Origin of the sequence: Pseudomonas sp. KBS0710 (genome assembly GCF_005938045.2) — a bacterium.
In the GTDB taxonomy this organism is placed as follows: domain Bacteria; phylum Pseudomonadota; class Gammaproteobacteria; order Pseudomonadales; family Pseudomonadaceae; genus Aquipseudomonas.
In genome coordinates this window covers 1825127-1839865 of sequence record NZ_VCCF02000001.1, presented here as the reverse complement: position 1 = coordinate 1839865, position 14739 = coordinate 1825127, and the positions used below count along the sequence as shown (strand labels likewise).

General features: G+C 63.8%; 19 protein-coding genes. 1 reads left to right on the top strand and 18 read right to left on the bottom strand.

What is annotated here, in order from left to right:
• Nucleotides 1-30 precede the first annotated feature (30 nt).
• The 13 genes from FFI16_RS08625 to FFI16_RS08565 all read right to left on the bottom strand — a co-directional run bounded on the left by FFI16_RS08625 (nt 31) and on the right by FFI16_RS08565 (nt 9010).
• Complete coding sequence (locus tag FFI16_RS08625; RefSeq protein WP_138814920.1) at nt 31-1077, bottom strand: EscU/YscU/HrcU family type III secretion system export apparatus switch protein; 1047 nt, start codon at nt 1075-1077, stop codon at nt 31-33.
• A 3-nt stretch (nt 1078-1080) separates the two neighbouring features.
• A complete protein-coding gene (gene sctT / locus FFI16_RS08620) occupies nt 1081-1893 on the bottom strand; it encodes a type III secretion system export apparatus subunit SctT (RefSeq protein WP_138814919.1) in 813 nt (270 codons plus the stop codon).
• A 6-nt stretch (nt 1894-1899) separates the two neighbouring features.
• Nucleotides 1900-2169, bottom strand: a complete 270-nt coding sequence (locus FFI16_RS08615; protein WP_016969171.1) for an EscS/YscS/HrcS family type III secretion system export apparatus protein — start codon at nt 2167-2169, stop codon at nt 1900-1902.
• 10 nt (nt 2170-2179) lie between these two features.
• On the bottom strand, nt 2180-2833 hold the full coding sequence (gene sctR, locus FFI16_RS08610) for a type III secretion system export apparatus subunit SctR (RefSeq protein WP_017137580.1): 654 nt from the start codon (nt 2831-2833) through the stop codon (nt 2180-2182).
• The gene (sctQ, locus tag FFI16_RS08605) at nt 2830-3831 is read right to left on the bottom strand and encodes a type III secretion system cytoplasmic ring protein SctQ (RefSeq protein WP_138814918.1); all 1002 of its coding nucleotides are present in this window, start codon (nt 3829-3831) and stop codon (nt 2830-2832) included. The genes sctR and sctQ overlap by 4 nt, the downstream gene beginning before the upstream one ends.
• Nucleotides 3828-4274, bottom strand: a complete 447-nt coding sequence (locus FFI16_RS08600; protein WP_138814917.1) for a hypothetical protein — start codon at nt 4272-4274, stop codon at nt 3828-3830. The genes sctQ and FFI16_RS08600 overlap by 4 nt, the downstream gene beginning before the upstream one ends.
• 175 nt (nt 4275-4449) lie before the next feature.
• Entirely contained in the window at nt 4450-5772 is a 1323-nt protein-coding gene (locus tag FFI16_RS08595; RefSeq protein WP_138814916.1) for a FliI/YscN family ATPase, read from the bottom strand.
• Entirely contained in the window at nt 5769-6353 is a 585-nt protein-coding gene (gene sctL, locus FFI16_RS08590) for a type III secretion system stator protein SctL (RefSeq protein ID WP_138814915.1), read from the bottom strand. The genes FFI16_RS08595 and sctL overlap by 4 nt, the downstream gene beginning before the upstream one ends.
• Nucleotides 6350-6964: a type III secretion protein gene (locus FFI16_RS08585; RefSeq protein WP_138814914.1), complete on the bottom strand. Its 615-nt coding sequence runs from the start codon at nt 6962-6964 to the stop codon at nt 6350-6352. Before FFI16_RS08585 ends, sctL begins: the two co-directional genes overlap by 4 nt.
• Entirely contained in the window at nt 6961-7743 is a 783-nt protein-coding gene (gene sctJ, locus FFI16_RS08580) for a type III secretion system inner membrane ring lipoprotein SctJ (protein WP_138814913.1), read from the bottom strand. The genes FFI16_RS08585 and sctJ overlap by 4 nt, the downstream gene beginning before the upstream one ends.
• 4 nt (nt 7744-7747) lie before the next feature.
• Nucleotides 7748-8182, bottom strand: coding sequence for a hypothetical protein (locus FFI16_RS08575; RefSeq protein WP_017137573.1), 435 nt, complete (start codon nt 8180-8182; stop codon nt 7748-7750).
• 9 nt (nt 8183-8191) lie between these two features.
• Nucleotides 8192-8434: a hypothetical protein gene (locus FFI16_RS08570; protein WP_017137572.1), complete on the bottom strand. Its 243-nt coding sequence runs from the start codon at nt 8432-8434 to the stop codon at nt 8192-8194.
• 12 nt (nt 8435-8446) lie between these two features.
• Entirely contained in the window at nt 8447-9010 is a 564-nt protein-coding gene (locus tag FFI16_RS08565; RefSeq protein WP_138814912.1) for a type III secretion protein, read from the bottom strand.
• Nucleotides 9011-9058: 48 nt separating this feature from the next.
• Between FFI16_RS08565 and FFI16_RS08560 the strand changes: the two genes are divergently transcribed.
• Nucleotides 9059-9823, top strand: coding sequence for a tetratricopeptide repeat protein (locus tag FFI16_RS08560; protein ID WP_138814911.1), 765 nt, complete (start codon nt 9059-9061; stop codon nt 9821-9823).
• Nucleotides 9824-10212: 389 nt separating this feature from the next.
• Here the strand turns inward: FFI16_RS08560 and FFI16_RS08550 are convergent, their stop codons facing one another.
• The 5 genes from FFI16_RS08550 to FFI16_RS08530 are packed head-to-tail and all read right to left on the bottom strand — an operon-like array spanning nt 10213 to nt 14711.
• Entirely contained in the window at nt 10213-10593 is a 381-nt protein-coding gene (locus FFI16_RS08550; RefSeq protein ID WP_138814910.1) for a hypothetical protein, read from the bottom strand.
• Nucleotides 10594-10607: 14 nt separating this feature from the next.
• Nucleotides 10608-11888, bottom strand: coding sequence for a type II and III secretion system protein family protein (locus FFI16_RS08545; protein ID WP_138814909.1), 1281 nt, complete (start codon nt 11886-11888; stop codon nt 10608-10610).
• Nucleotides 11885-14023, bottom strand: a complete 2139-nt coding sequence (gene sctV / locus FFI16_RS08540) for a type III secretion system export apparatus subunit SctV (RefSeq protein ID WP_138814908.1) — start codon at nt 14021-14023, stop codon at nt 11885-11887. The genes FFI16_RS08545 and sctV overlap by 4 nt, the downstream gene beginning before the upstream one ends.
• Nucleotides 14020-14355 carry a lipopolysaccharide assembly protein LapB gene (locus tag FFI16_RS08535; protein ID WP_138814907.1) on the bottom strand — a complete coding sequence of 112 codons (336 nt, stop codon included), beginning with the start codon at nt 14353-14355 and terminating at the stop codon, nt 14020-14022. The genes sctV and FFI16_RS08535 overlap by 4 nt, the downstream gene beginning before the upstream one ends.
• Nucleotides 14355-14711, bottom strand: coding sequence for a hypothetical protein (locus FFI16_RS08530; RefSeq protein ID WP_138814906.1), 357 nt, complete (start codon nt 14709-14711; stop codon nt 14355-14357). The genes FFI16_RS08535 and FFI16_RS08530 overlap by 1 nt, the downstream gene beginning before the upstream one ends.
• Between the last annotated feature and the right edge of the window lie 28 nt (nt 14712-14739).

Here is a 14739-nt window from a genome sequence, read left to right as displayed (position 1 = left end):
GCCTGCTCCCACAGTTTGGTGTGTGTTGAGTCAAATCAGGCGGGCCGCGACCAGCCAATCCGCCACGGCCTGGAATGAAGCATCCGGCACCGGGTCGCCGGGTACGGTTCTGCGCGCAATCTCCGCCGCCAAGGCCCGGTCCGGCGCGTGCGGGATGCCCAAGTCGTAAGCCTCCTGCAACATCAACAATGCCTCCTCCGGCGCGGCGCGGCACACAATAACCGGCACCGGCGTTTCGCCGCGCACATAGCGCACGCCGATCACCCAGCCATCGGTCGTGCCGATCATCATCGACGCCCGGCCCAACCCCAGTTTGGTCGCCAACGCCTGCATTTCATTGCGCTGGCGCCGGCGTTCGCTCTTGATCAGCGGGTCGCCGTCGATGTCCTTGCGTTCGCGCTTGGTTTCGCTGCGGGTCATTTTCATGTCGCGGCCGAACAGCCAGCGCTGCATCAGTACGTCCACCGCGCCCACGGTGATAAAGGCGCACAACACGGTAAATACCAGCGGCTTGAGCACCAGAAAAAATGTTGATTCCATGCATTCGGCGCCGCAACGCGAAGACTCCATCAGCGCCTGCAGCGCGTGCTTGCCAACCACATAGAACGCAATCGCCAACACGTGCACCTTGACCAGGCCTTTGATGAATTCCACCAGGTTGCGCAGGGCGAAAATCTTCTTCATGCCCTCCGCCGGGTTGATGCGTTTGAACTCCGGCTTGATCGGGTCCACCGAAAACACAAAGCCGCGCATGGTGATGATATTGGTCAGGATCACCACCCCGGTGGTCACCGCCATCACGGGCAAGGTAATACCGATGATCAACTGCTCGGCATGGTCCAGCACTCGCGGCCACACGCTGGCAAACGGCTCGATATAGATCAGCGCGGTCAGGTCGATCAGCGCCGTCACCTGGGCCATGGCCCGTGGCGCCAGGATCGAGATGCACAGGGTGCAGAACAGAATGACCATGCCCGACACCAGGTCCTGGCTCTTGGCGACCTGGCCTTTCTTGCGCGCGTCGCTGAGCTTTTTGTCCGTGGCCGGCTGGGATTTTTCTTCGCTGGTATCGGCCATGGGCTACTCCATGCCTGCCAGGGTTTTAAGCAGCTCGACGGTGCCACGAAACTCGGCCAGTTGGTCGAGCATCAGCGGGATCAAAAAGCCGATGTAGATCACCATCAGGATCGAGAAAAACAGGTTTTTCACCGGCAGCGACAAATCGAAAATATGCAGGTTCGGCGCCATCCGCGACAGGTACGCGAGCATCAAGTCGGTGACCAGCAACGCGATCAGCAACGGCGAGACCATCAGCACGCCCACCCGCATGATCTGATCGAGGATCGACAGCACCGCCAGCAACGCCGAGCTGGCAAATACTGGAGTAAACGAGGTTACCGGCCATAACTGATAGCTGTGGTAATAGCCGTCGACCATCAGGATAAAACCGCCGGACATAAAGAACAGCGTGATCAACATCACCGTGAGCAAGGTCGACATCACGCTCGATTCCCCGGTGGAGAGCGGGTCCACCAGTTGCGCCATGGTCGAGCCGCGTTGCAGGTCGACCAACTCCCCCGCCACTTCCGCCGCCCAGAACGGAATGCCGAACAGCAGGCCGATAAGAATCCCGATCAGGAACTCCTTGATCAGCAAGCCGGCAATAAACACGCTGCCGTGTTCGGGCATGTGGGTCAGCGCATCGAACACCGGAAAGAACATCGGGATGGAAATCGCCACGGCCACACAGCCGCGAATCATGCCGGTGAGGCCCAGGCGGTTGAACGCCGGGGTGATCACCACCACGCCCATGGCCCGGCAGGCGGCGAGCGAGGCAGCACTGATTACCGGGTAGGCGACTTCCAGGAACTGCGCGGTCAGGCTGGCATCCATGGGCGGTCAGCGCGTCCACATCGGGAAGTTGTCCAGCACCTGGCCACCCAGTTCCGCGACCTGCCCGGCCAATACCGGGCCGAGAAACACGATGGTCAGCAGTACCGCCACCAGCTTCACCACCTGCGGCAGGGTCTGGTCCTGGATCTGCGTCAGTGCCTGGAACAGGCCCACGCTCAAACCCACGATAATCGCCACGCCCAGCGCCGGCGCCGAGAGCATCAGCACCGTCATGAGTGCCTGTTTCATCAATGACAGGAAAACATCCTGGCCCATGGGTCGCGCCTCAGCCGTAACTCAGAATCAAACCGTGCATCAAGCGCGACCAGCCGCTCAGGGACACGAATAAAAAGATCTTCAGCGGAATCGAAATCAGGTTCGGCGAAACCATCGACATGCCCATTGCCATCAGCACGTTGGACACCAGCAAGTCCACGACCAGGAACGGGATATAAAGCAAAAAGCCAATCTCGAAAGCCCGCGTCAGCTCCGAACTGACGAACGCCGGAATCAACACCACCAGGTCATCATCGCGCAGGTCGGCGCGCGCCTCCGGCGACCAGATGGTCTCGGTGGCCTGCACAAAAAAGCCGCGCTCGGACTCGTTCGCAAAGCGCTTCAAGTGCGCCTGCAACGGCGGACGCAGTGCATCGCCCAGGTCCTTGAGTTGCTCCACATGTTCGATGTTGAGGTCGCGGCCCTCCACTTGCCGGTACATGTCGCCAATCAACGGCGTGGTCACGTACACCGACAGGATCAGCGCGATGCCGTACAGCACCAGGTTCGGCGGGGTCTGTTGCACCCCGAGGGCGTTGCGGATCAGAAACAGCACCACCGAGATCTTCATGAAACCGGTGAGCGTCACCACCGCCAACGGGATCAGCCCGATCGTCGCAACGACCAGGATGATCTCGATCAGGTTGGGTTGATAACCGGTCATGGGGTGGCGAAACTCAGCAGGCGCACACCCAGGCCGTCACCGATTTTCACCAATTGGCCCTGGCCGACGCGGCGCCCGTTGACCATCAGGTCGACGCTGTCCACGCCAGGTGTATTGAGCTGCAACAAGCTGCCGGCGCCCAGTTCACGCAATTGCGCCAGGGTCAGCTCCAGGCTGCCGACCTGGCACACCAGTTTGAGCGGTAGATCATCCAGGGCCGCAGCCGCATCAACGTCAGTCATCGTGTTCTCCATGTGCAAAAGAGGCGCTTGCAAGGCTTCCTGCAAGCGCAAGACTTCACCCTGGTATTGGCAGCGGGCCTGCAAACAGCCCGCCAGCTCCAGCAGCAAACCCGGGCCGGGTTCGAGCATCAGCACATCGCCGGGGCGCAAACTGCGCAGTTCACCGAGGCTCAAGTGCTGCTGCCCGGCCACCACGGCCAGGGTCTGGCGCAGGTCGGGCAATAGGTCCGGCTCAAGCGGGGCATGTTGATCCAACAACTGCGCCAACAGCACGGCGGCGCCTTCGCTCAGGTCCAGTTGCGCGTGCATGGCCGGCTGGTTGGCGAAGGTCAATTCCAGCGCCAGGTGCAGCGCATAAGGCTGTCGGTCTTGCGGCGCTTCGAGCAATTGCAATGGTTGAGCCAGCAGCGGTTCGAGGCGCTCGATCAGGTCCAGTACCGCCAGTTCCAACAGCAATGCACGCGGCAGTGCCGGCAGCAGCTGCACGTCAAACTGCAACGCCAGCGGCACCAACACCTGCTCCAATGCGGCAGCCGACAGGCGCAGGCGCACCGGCGCGCGACCGAGCAACAGCAGCACTTCGCGTGCCGCATCAAGCGGCTGCGGTTCAGCCGCCCAGCTCACGCGCAGGTCTTGCCCGGCGCAGCGGCCCTGCCAGGCGCGGCGCCGCCGATGCAGTTGGTTATGCAGCGCCAGCAAGGCCGGGTCGTAGTGCGTCAACCAGGGCGACAGCGGATCGGCAAGGGCTGCAATCATGTGCCGGTGCCTTCGTCGCGCAGTTCACCGACCCGGCGCTCATCACTTTCGCGCCCCTCCAGCAGGCTCTGCCAGGCATCGGATTGGCGCTGGCGGCTCAGGCGTTCCTGGCGGAACAGGTCGCGCTCACGCTCCTGGCTTTGCAGGGTGGTGGACACGTGGGTCACGTCGTTTTCCAGCTGCTGCTGGTCATCCGACAGCCCGCGCAAGCGGTCCTGGGCTGCCTGCCAGCTGGCCACCGAAAGGCCCTCGGTGAGCGAGGCGTACACCTGACGGGCTTCCTCGGCAATCGCTTCACGGTGCAGGCGCAATTGCTCCTTGGCATCGGTCAACACGCCATGGGTGTGCTCGCAGCGTTGTTGCTGGGCGGCCAGTTGGCTGGCGGCACGTTGTTCGCGCAGCACCCGCAAGGTTTGCAGGGTGCGCAATTGGTCGGTTTTCATTGGGCGTTCTCCTTTCTAATGCCAGCAACCACCGTTTCCAGATCAGCGAAGATCGACTGTGGGAGCTGGCTTGCCTGCGATGGCGGTGTATCAGTCACAAAAGGGCTGGCTGACCCACCGCCATCGCAGGCAAGCCAGCTCCCACAGGGTTTTGCATGCATTTCGATTGCGCGGTTCATGCCAACACCTGGCGCATGCGGATCAGGGTCTGTTCCAGGTTGCTCGGCTCACCGGCGTTCTGGCGCAGGAATGCTTCGATGGCGGCGTGGCGTGCAATGGCTTCGTCCGCCAGCGGGTCGCTGCCGGCGGAGTATTCGCCCACGCGGATCAGCATTTCGATTTCGCCGTAGCGCGCCATCAGTTCGCGAATGCGCATGGCCAGGCGTTTGTGTTCCTCACCGGCGACCTGCTCCATCAAGCGGCTGCGGCTGCGCAGCACGTCCACCGCCGGGAAGTAATTGCGCTGGGCCAATTCCGCGCTCAGGGCGATATGCCCGTCGAGGATCGAACGCGCTTCCTCGGCCACCGGGTCGCTGGCGGCGTCGCCTTCAGTCAGCACGGTGTACAGCGCGGTAATGCTGCCGGTAGGGCCGGGGCCGGCGCGTTCAAGCAGGCGCGGCAACGCCGAGAAGAATGACGGCGGGTAACCGCGTCGGGTCGGCGGCTCGCCGACGGCCAGGCCGATTTCGCGCTGGGCGCGGGCAAAACGCGTGAGGCTGTCCATCAGCAGCAATACATTGCGGCCCTGGTCGCGGTGGTATTCGGCCAGGGTGGTGGCGACAAACGCGGCCCGTACACGCTCGGCTGCCGGGCGATCGGAGGTGGCGACCACCGCCACCGTGCGTGCGCGCGCCTGGGCATCGAGTTGCACGTCGAGCAACTCGCGCACTTCCCTGCCCCGCTCGCCGATCAGGCCGATCACAATCACATCGGCTTCGCTGTTGCGGATAATGCTCGCGAGCAACGACGACTTGCCCACACCCGGCTCGCCAAAAATGCCCATGCGTTGGCCCTGGGCCAAGGTCAGCAGGCCGTCGATGGAGCGAATGCCCAAGGCCATGGAGCGCACGATTAACTGCCGCGAAAACGGTGCCGGGGGCTCGGCGTGTAACGGATAACTCTGTAAGGCCAGGGTCGGTGGCAAGCCGTCACCGTCGAGGAAATCGCCCATGGGGCTGATCACCCGCCCCAACTGCGCATCACCGACCGCCACGCCGAGGGTTTCACCGGTGGCGGTAATCTGCGTGCGGGTCGACAACCCTTCCATCGAGCCGATGGGCGACAGAATCGCCTCGTCACCATCAAAACCAATCACCTCGGCACTCAAGCTGCGGCTGCTGCCGGGGTCACGCAATTGGCACAGCTCGCCAATGCTCGCCCCGGCCACGCTGGCGCGCAGCAGCACGCCGCGAATGCTCAGCACAGTGCCGTGCATCGGTCGCGGGCGTGCCTGGGCCAGGCGCTCAGTCAGGCGTGGCAGCAACTGCTCCAGGTTCATGCCACACCTTCTTCGGCAAAAGGCAGCAGGCTGCGGCGCAGGGTTTGCAATTGCGCTTCCAGGCCCAGCTCCACCGAGCCGGCCGGGCTGCTGAGGCGCGCCTGGCCAGCACTCAGCTGTTCATCGGCGGCCACTGCAAGTGCCACCCCTTCGAGCTTGAGGCGCTGGCGCAATGCATCGACCTCGGCGGGTGGCACCCACAGGGTCAGCGCCTGGTCCTGGCGAAACGCGCTCAAGGCTTGGCGAGTGCAGCGCACGACACGCTCAGCGTTGTCCAATTCGCCCAGCACTTCACGCACGATGCCCAACGCCAAGTCGGCCAGCGAAGTCTCCAGGCTGCTCAGGTAGTGCTGCACCTGGGATTGGGTCTGCACCAGTAATTGCGCAACCTGCTCGGCGCCAGCTTGCCGGGCGCTTTCAAAGCCTTCGGCGCGGGCGGCTTGCAGCCATTGGTCGCTGTCGGCCCTGATCTGTTCGGCCTGGTTTTTGGCCGCTTGCAGGAAGGCAAAACCCTCGGTCCACAACGCGGCTTCGTCGGCGCGCAAGATGCGCGCAGCAGGACGGCTCGGTAGTTCACTCATGGGGCGATGTCCTCGGCCAGCAGGCACGCAGCAGCGGCCTGGACGATTTCCAGGTCACGCGGCACGCGCGCGCTGTAGCCCTGGGGGAAGTCAAAACGCAAACACAGCCAGCCTTGCCAGTCGGCGTGCTGAGCCTGCAGCCAGGCGGCGACACAGCCATGGCCGTCACGGTCGATGGCTTCGATCAACTCGGCCGGTTCACGCAGCAGATCCGCCGCGCCGCCGAGTTGACGCAATGCCAAGGCCGCCACAAACACCTCGGCGCCGAGGCCTTCACGCAGGTCATTGACCACCTCGCGGCGGATCTCACGGCTCAAGGTTGCGCCATGCCAGATCGCCCCGCACAACCTCGACAGGCGCGCAAATTGCGCGGGCGACAGCAGCAACACCGGCAGGTCAGCCGCCAACGGCGTGACCAATTGCTCGATCGGCGCCAACTGATAATGCTTGACCAGCAACTGCTCCAGGCGCGGGCGAAAACGCGGTTGGGCCTGCATGGCCTGCAACACCTCATCCGGCAGTTCGGCAGCAAAACACGCGCCCAGGCTAGGCCCGCGCACAAACTGCAAGGGCTCGGCGATCAGCCCCTGCCAGCGTTCGAACAAACTCATTCACCCTCCTTGAGCACATACAGCGCCTGGGACTGGCGCCGCGCCCACTGCTGGCGCGCCAGTACACCGAGGGCGCCGAGCGCGATCAGCAATAAAGTGCCGAACATGAAACGCGCCTGGGGCACGTTGTCTTCGAGCATCCACAAGCCCATAAAGCGCGCCAGCCGTGGTTGCGCCGGGTTCTGGCTGATGGCGACAGCCGCCTTGATCGCCGTGACCGACACGCCTTCGTAGCTCAGCCCGGAAATGCCGTTGGCCACCAGCGTCTTGATCTGCGGGATCAGCGTATTGATGTCGGTGCCTGGGTCGTAACGCACCAGCACCGAGGCCGACGAGGGTGAAATCACGCGTTTGAGCAGGTCGTTGTCGGGCAGCACCACGTGCACGCGCGCGGCGACGATGCCGTCGATCTGCGACACCGAGTGCGACAGCTCCTCGCTCAGCGCATAGATCATCTGCGCGCGCTCCTGCACCGGCGACGACACCAGGCCATTGCCCTTGAACACTTGGCCCATATTGGAAAAGCTCTGTTGCGGCAGGCCGGCGTTATCGAGCAGGGTCATGGCTTCGGCGAAGCGCTCCTCGTCGACCACCACTTTGAGCTGGCCGTTGTCCTGGGCCTTGCGTTCCGCCGGGATACCGCCGCGCAGCAGCACCGCGACCATGGCGTTGGCATCGCGCTCGCTGAGGTTGGTATAGAGGTCGGTGTTGCACGCCTGCAACAGACTGGCCAGCAGGCCGATCAGCAACAGGCGCAGGGCGCGGTTTGGGCTTGGCATGGCGTTATTGACCCTTGAGCAGCGTGTTGGCGGAACCGGAGATCTGCGTCGCACCGCGCACCACCATCTGGGTTTCGATGGAGTAGTCGAACATCTTGCCCAGGGAATGGACGATCTGGTCGACCTGCTGCTCGCCAACCTTTTTGCCTGACTCAGCCTGGGGCGAAGCGCTCGCCGTGCGGATCTCGGCCTGCGCGGGCGGCGGCGCCGAGGGGTTGTTGGTGAGCAAATCCGCGCGCTCCGAAAACGCCCGCGAACGGTCGATAAAGCTGTTCATGCGCTCCATCAGGCCCGAACCGATCTGGTGCGGGCTGGCGCCTTCGGGCATGCCCTTGGCGGTGTTGGCCATGTGCTCGAACAGGTTCTGCGAGGCCCCGGCGGGCCCCGCTCCGGCGGACGGCGGCAAGGCCGTGGCGCCGGCGGCGAGACTGATAGTCATAGGGGCTTCCTACTCGTCGTCGTCATCGGACATGGCGTCGTTCAGCAGTTCCTGCATCTTCGGCATGATGATGAACTGGCCGCCGATAGTGACGGCCTGGGTGATCAACGCATCGTTGAATTTGGCGTCGTCGGCGTCCGAGGTGTCCGCCGGTTTGTCGGCGGCCTTGGCGTTATCCACTGCGGCATTGAACTTGGCTTCAGGGCTGGCGCCACCGGGGGCGAGGTTGCTGTCTACGGCCGTTACGGACATGGTGCTGCTCCTTTACTGGGTTGGGGTTTCGGTACTGACTTGCGCGCCGCGAAACACCCGCACACCGCGCTCGCGCGCCACCGGGGCGGCCACGGCCTTGGGTTGCAGGTGATCGACATGCTGTTGCACCAGCGCCAGGTACGGCGGTGGCCCGGACACGAACACTTCATCGCCCTCGGGGCCGTTGCGCATCGACAGCTGCTGGCCGAACACATCGAGGGTGTTGAGGTAAGCCTGCAACTGGTCGAGGTTCAGTGCGCTGGCCTTGAACAGTTTTGTGCCGATCTCATCGTTGGCGTTGAGGTACAGAAGGTTGCCGTCGAAGTACCAGGTCAGGCCGTTGGTGCTGCACAGGGTTTGCAGGAACTCACCGGCGGTGGCCGCACGAATCGTGCTGCGGGCCTTGCCGCGCACCTTGTCCGAGAGCACCACGGGGATGTCGAGGTTGTGGCCGAACTCTTCCAGTGCACCGCGCACATCCTGGTCGACCAGCACGTACGCATAGGGTTTGGAAAACCATTCGGGCGCTTCGGCCGCATGAGCAAAACTGGCGCCGAACAGGCATAGGATGGCCATGAAAAATATGCTTACATGGCCTGCGCCTTCGCCCGACGAGTTGTGACGATGACCAAGAATTTCCTGCTTGCCAGTACCCTGCTGTTGGCTGCCTGCTCCAGCAAACCTGCGACCGATTCCGACAAGTCCCTGCAACTGGCTAACGATTTGAGCAAGCGCGGCGACTACGCCAGCGCGGCTGCGCTGTACGAGCGCGCCATCCAGCAACCCGGGGCCGGCATCGACCTGTGGCTCAAGCTCGGCCAGGCCAGGCTCGACGCCAAGGACGCGCTGGGCGCCGAGCGCGCCTTCCAGCAAGCCCTGGGCCTGGACGCCCGCAACGCCGACGCGCTGCTCGGCCTGGGCACTGCGCAGTTGCAACTGGGCAAGAGCCAACGCGCCGTCACGGCGCTGGGCCAGGCCGCCGAGATCAACCACCTGCCGGTCGCCTACACGCGCCTGGGCATCGCACAGGTCTTGAACGGCCAGGCCGTCGCCGCACAAACCGCCTTCGCCCAAAGCCTCAGCCTGCAACCCGACAACCTCGACAGCCGCTGCAACCTGGCCCTGGCTTATGCACTGGGTGGGCAATCGCAACAGGCGCTGGACACCATCGCCCCCGTCACCCAATCGCCCCGCGCCTTGCCACGGCATCAGCGCAATGAGCTGCTGGTGATGGTGTTGGCAGGGTATGAACAAAAGGTTACCGGGCTGCCGCTGGATGATATTCCGGCGGCTGAGCGGGCACGCTTGGTGACCGAGGCCAAGCGCATCAAGGCCATCAGTGATCCGGTGGCGCAAGCCAAGGAGCTGGGGTTGGTTGACCCGCGCTGAAACACGACCCACCCGCTTTTGATCTGGCTTGTGATCTGGCTTGTGATCTGCTTTTGATGTTGATCTGAGTCGCCCCGTTAAACCACGCTGGCCGAACGCAGGCTTTGGAGCGAGGGTAACCCGGCAGGACGCCGGGTTAGCCGCGCGGGGCCAAGGATGGCCCATCGCGGCGGCCCACGCTCCAAAGCCGGAGTGAGGGCACACCGAGCCTAAGCGAGGTGCCGAGTGGTGGGGCGAAGACCTTTTGCTTACTTTTGGGTCTTTCCAAAAGTGAGCCGCTGTCAGAGCGGAACCATAAGTGGCCGTTACCACAACAACGGATATGTACGCCGGTGCATCGCTATCGCAGCGGTGCGGCGATCCGACAAGCCAGCTCCCACATTGGGGCCTCATTGCTGGCCTCCCGCAGCGCCGGCCTTGGCTTCCTGCTGATCCTTGCGCCGCTGCAACTGCTCGCGGTCAAAGCCTTCGATATACACCTGCGCCGCCCGGCCGACCGGCGCGGCCATCGCTGGCCCAGTCGCGCGACCCTGGGTCAGGTCCTGCTTACGCTCGACCATCTGCATCAAATTCAAGTTGTTCGCACACCCCAACGGCAAGGTTGGCTTGAAGTCTTCATCCAACCCGATCTCATCCTTGGCCGCCGGCTGCTGGCACTGGCTCGGCAAACCATCGGCGCGGTATTCCGGCGAGTAATACGTCGGCACCAAATGGGTCTTGCAGCCCATCAGCGCCAAGGGCAACAGCATCAACACACGCAAAGCAGTCATGGCAGGCCCCTTAGTCAATTCATGTAAAAACCGAACACCCCACCGCTGCGCGGTCCGCTGGCTGCGGCGGTCGTCGGTAAGGCGTCCAGGGGCGTGGCAAGACCGCGACCGCGTACCGGCTCAACCAGGTACGGCGTAATCAGGATCACCAGTTCGGTTTCATTGCGTTGGAAGCGCTTGGAGCGAAACAGGTTGCCGAGGATCGGCAGGTCGCCCAGCAATGGCAGCTTTTCGATGTCCTGGCTGCTCTCACGCTGGAACAGCCCGGCAATGGCGAACGTCTGCCCGCTGCCGACTTCCACCCGCGTATCGGCGCGGCGCACGCTGAAGGACGGCACATGGAAGTTGCCGAAATCCACCGTGCCGCCGCTGACCACGCTGCTGACTTCCGGGCGCACTTGCAGGGCGATGCGCCCGTTAGGCAGCAAGGTCGGGTTGAACAGCAGCGACACGCCGAAGGATTTGTATTCGATGCCCACCAGGTCGCGGTTGACCGGCACTGGGATCGCTACTTCGCCACCGGCGAGAAAACTCGCGGTCTGGCCGGTCATGGCGGTGATATTCGGCTCGGCCAGGATCTGCAAGATGCCATTGGCTTGGAGCGCATCGAGCATGCCGTCGATATTCACATTGCCGGAGCCGGTGCCCGCTGTCGCCAGGCCACCGGCCGTCGCCGCCGCCAATGGGCCGCCGGTGATCAGGCCGAAGGAAAACGTGCCGTTATTGAACATCGCGTTCCAGTTCACGCCGTAGTGCAGCAGCTCGGAACGCGACACTTCGGCAAAGCGCACCCGCAGGTTGACCTGGGCGGCGCCGGCATATTCGGTGGTGTTGATCGCGCTCTGGAAGCCTTGGCCCTGAGGGTTGAGCAGCGCATTGAGGTCGGTGGCTTCGGCCACCGAACCGAGCGTGCCCTTGGCGATCAGGCGGTTGCCCGCGCCGCTGATCTGCGCGCCATTGCCGGGGTGCAGCGTCTGCAACGGCGTGGTCACCGCCTGGCTGTCACTGCTGACCGAAAGCGTCAGGCTGGCCAGTTGTTTGCCGTCGTTGCCCAGGGCGATCAGGCTGGTGTTGCCCGGCGCCTTGCCGAAGATATAGATCGTGCCGGGCGACACCACTTGCAGGTCGGCCACATTGGGTTCGGCCACCAGCACCGAATCCACCGGCGCAACGAAATGCAGAATGCGCCCTTCACCGGACGCCAGGTTGATCGAGCCGCCAGCGCCTCGGCCAATGTCCTGGGCCTGACTGGCACACGCAACCAAAGTGAGCAACAACACACAAAAACGCATCATGAGGCAGACGCCAGGGGGGTGACGGAAGCCGCAGCAGGCGCGCGGCGATTGGAAATATCGGTGAGGCTGATGGTCACCAGCGCTTGCAGGTTGTACTCGGTGGCCAACTCGCGGAACGACAGCACCGCCAGCTCCAACTCGCCGCGCAGCACCAGGCGACGCAAGCTGCGGCGCAGTTCCGGGTGCACCAGCAACACGGCGCTGTTGGCCTCACGGGTGTGCTCGCAGGCCTGGCGCAGTTGCGCGAGCAAGGCGCGGCTGACTTCTTCGGGGATCAACTCACGCTGCGGCTCCTGGCGACGCAAGGACGCACGCAGCTGGTCTTCCAGGCCCGGTGCCAGTACCAGTGCGCCGATTACCCGGTTGCGGTCGGCGTATTGATGACTGATCTGGCGCGCCAGCGCGGCACGCAAATGCTCGGCCAGGCGCCCGGCGTCGGTTTCACGCGCGCCCCACTCCACCATGGCCTCGAGCAAGGCGCGCTGGTTGCGGATCGACACGCCTTCGCCGACCAACAGGCGCAGGGTTTCGGCCACGCGTTGCAGCGGCACCAGGCGCAGGGCCTCTTTGACCAGCTCGCCGTACGTGGCTTCGGTGCGTTCGAGCAACAGGCGGGTTTCCTGGATGCCGAGGAAGTCCGCGGCATAGCGGCGCAGGCTGCGTTCCAGCACACCGCGCAGCACTTCGTCAGGCAGCAAAAAGCCGATGCCGGCGTTGCGCAACGCGTCTTCATGCTGACGTTCGATCCAGTGCGCAGTGCGGCCGTTAAGCGGTGAATCGGCTTGCACGGTGGCGATATCGAGCAACTGCACATGCACCGGGTCGTCCTGCAACAACAGGCAGTTGATCGGCAGTTCGCCCTCGCTCACCGGCACGCCTTCCAGCGACACGCGGAAACTGCCCGGCGCGACCTTGGCTTCCATGTAAATGCCTGGCACCGGTACATCCACGCCAAGCTCGGTGCGAATGTCGTGACACAGTGCTTCGACACGCTGGCGCAGCATCTGGCGCGGCGCACTCTGGGAGACGCCGCTGCCAAGGGTCAGCAGCACACGGCTGTCGGGCAGCAGGTTGTCATCCAGTTCGGCCTGAACCTCGACCACCGGCGGCACCTCCTCGACCAGCGCTTCGAGTTCAGCCTGGGGTTGACGGGTGTGGCGGCGATACATCAGCAAGGCTGCACCGCCAAAGGCCAGGGACAAGCCGATAAATACCCAGGTCGGGAAGCCTGGCAACAGGCTCACGCCGAGCATGATCAACGCCGTCAGGCCCAGTGCGCGGTAGCTGGCGCCCAGTTGCTTGATGATCTCGCTGCCCAGGTCGCCGGCCTCGCCGTCGCTGTTGACCCGCGTCACGACAGTGCCCGCCGCCACCGAAATCAACAGCGCCGGGATCTGCGCGATCAGGCCGTCACCCACGGTCAGCAGCGAATAGGTGTGCACCGCCACGCCGAACGGCATGTCGCGTTCGATCATGCCGATCAGCATGCCGCCCAGCAGGTTGACCGCGAGGATCACCAGCCCTGCGATGGCGTCGCCTTTGACAAACTTCATCGCGCCGTCCATTGCGCCGAACATCTGGCTTTCGCGCTCCAGGCGCGAGCGCCGACGGCGCGCTTCGGCCTGGTCGATATCGCCATTGCGCAAGTCGTTGTCGATGCTCATCTGCTTGCCGGGCATGGCGTCCAGGGTGAAACGCGCCGCCACCTCGGCGACGCGCTCGGCGCCCTTGGTGATCACCACAAACTGCGCCACGGTGATGATCAGAAACACCACCATGCCGACCACCACTTGCCCGGCGATCACGAAGTCACCGAACGCCTTGACGATATGCCCGGCGTCACCGTGCAGCAGAATCAGGCGCGTGGTGGTGATCGACAGCGACAGGCGAAACAAGGTGCTGAGCAGAATCAGCGGCGGCAGCGCAGAGAACTCCACGGAGTGGCCGATGTAGAACGCCACGATCAGGATCAGGATGCTCAGGGCAATATTGAGGCCGATCAGCATGTCCACCAGGTAGGTGGGCAGCGGGATGATCATCATCACAATCGCCATCAGCATGAACGCGACGATGATCACATCGGTGCGCTGCGCGGCCATGCGCGCCACGTTGTTCAGGCGATTGAGTAGACTCATGGGTTGGCCCTGCGTGCGGCTAAGTAGCGTTTGAAGCACTGGCGCGCTTCGTCCTTGCGCTCGCCGTACCACAGCGCACGCGCGCGCAGTAGCAACAGGCTGGCGGACTCGCCTTCCAGCGCCACCAGGCGGTCGAGGGCGCCGAGTGCCCGGGTGGCATCGCCACTGTCGGTGAACGCCAAGACCAACGCGCGCAACAGCACGCGGTCGTGGGGCGCGACGCTGACGGCAATCAGCAACATCACCAGGGCGCGCTGGGACTGGCCATTGCGCCGGTACAACTCACCAATGCCCTTGAGCAATTGCACGGCGTCCTCGTTATCGCGGGCCATCAGGCATGCACCTCTGAGCGCTGCTGTTCGAGGTTGCGGCGCATCTCGATCTCTTCGCTGATCAGGTCATGGGCCAGCGCCTTGATCTCGGGCTCGGCGTCCAGGCTCGGCAGAATGTGCTCCATCACATGCTCCAACAGTTCCAGGGAACGGGCGCTGCCGAACAGCAGGGAGTCCACCCCGGCGGCGCTGGTGAGGGCTTCGAGGTCGCTGCGCAGCGAGCGGCGGGTCTGGGTCTTGCGGGTCTTGAGTACCGCCTCGAACGCAGTGGCCTGGCGTGAATTGACCGGGCGAATGGCTTCGATGGGCGCGCTGCGCACATCACTGGGAATTAACGGACGGGGTTCGACTTTCATGCCTGGGCCTGTTTGCAGGATAGGTCGC

Bases quoted from the DNA above. Each gene is read 5' to 3' on its own strand.
- FFI16_RS08625 (WP_138814920.1), bottom strand. From the start codon at position 1,077: ATGGCCGATACCAGCGAAGAAAAATCCCAGCCGGCCACGGACAAAAAG.
- sctT (WP_138814919.1), bottom strand. From the start codon at position 1,893: ATGGATGCCAGCCTGACCGCGCAGTTCCTGGAAGTCGCCTACCCGGTA.
- FFI16_RS08615 (WP_016969171.1), bottom strand. From the start codon at position 2,169: ATGGGCCAGGATGTTTTCCTGTCATTGATGAAACAGGCACTCATGACG.
- sctR (WP_017137580.1), bottom strand. From the start codon at position 2,833: ATGACCGGTTATCAACCCAACCTGATCGAGATCATCCTGGTCGTTGCG.
- sctQ (WP_138814918.1), bottom strand. From the start codon at position 3,831: ATGATTGCAGCCCTTGCCGATCCGCTGTCGCCCTGGTTGACGCACTAC.
- FFI16_RS08600 (WP_138814917.1), bottom strand. From the start codon at position 4,274: ATGAAAACCGACCAATTGCGCACCCTGCAAACCTTGCGGGTGCTGCGC.
- FFI16_RS08595 (WP_138814916.1), bottom strand. From the start codon at position 5,772: ATGAACCTGGAGCAGTTGCTGCCACGCCTGACTGAGCGCCTGGCCCAG.
- sctL (WP_138814915.1), bottom strand. From the start codon at position 6,353: ATGAGTGAACTACCGAGCCGTCCTGCTGCGCGCATCTTGCGCGCCGAC.
- FFI16_RS08585 (WP_138814914.1), bottom strand. From the start codon at position 6,964: ATGAGTTTGTTCGAACGCTGGCAGGGGCTGATCGCCGAGCCCTTGCAG.
- sctJ (WP_138814913.1), bottom strand. From the start codon at position 7,743: ATGCCAAGCCCAAACCGCGCCCTGCGCCTGTTGCTGATCGGCCTGCTG.
- FFI16_RS08575 (WP_017137573.1), bottom strand. From the start codon at position 8,182: ATGACTATCAGTCTCGCCGCCGGCGCCACGGCCTTGCCGCCGTCCGCC.
- FFI16_RS08570 (WP_017137572.1), bottom strand. From the start codon at position 8,434: ATGTCCGTAACGGCCGTAGACAGCAACCTCGCCCCCGGTGGCGCCAGC.
- FFI16_RS08565 (WP_138814912.1), bottom strand. From the start codon at position 9,010: ATGGCCATCCTATGCCTGTTCGGCGCCAGTTTTGCTCATGCGGCCGAA.
- FFI16_RS08560 (WP_138814911.1), top strand. From the start codon at position 9,059: ATGACCAAGAATTTCCTGCTTGCCAGTACCCTGCTGTTGGCTGCCTGC.
- FFI16_RS08550 (WP_138814910.1), bottom strand. From the start codon at position 10,593: ATGACTGCTTTGCGTGTGTTGATGCTGTTGCCCTTGGCGCTGATGGGC.
- FFI16_RS08545 (WP_138814909.1), bottom strand. From the start codon at position 11,888: ATGATGCGTTTTTGTGTGTTGTTGCTCACTTTGGTTGCGTGTGCCAGT.
- sctV (WP_138814908.1), bottom strand. From the start codon at position 14,023: ATGAGTCTACTCAATCGCCTGAACAACGTGGCGCGCATGGCCGCGCAG.
- FFI16_RS08535 (WP_138814907.1), bottom strand. From the start codon at position 14,355: ATGGCCCGCGATAACGAGGACGCCGTGCAATTGCTCAAGGGCATTGGT.
- FFI16_RS08530 (WP_138814906.1), bottom strand. From the start codon at position 14,711: ATGAAAGTCGAACCCCGTCCGTTAATTCCCAGTGATGTGCGCAGCGCG.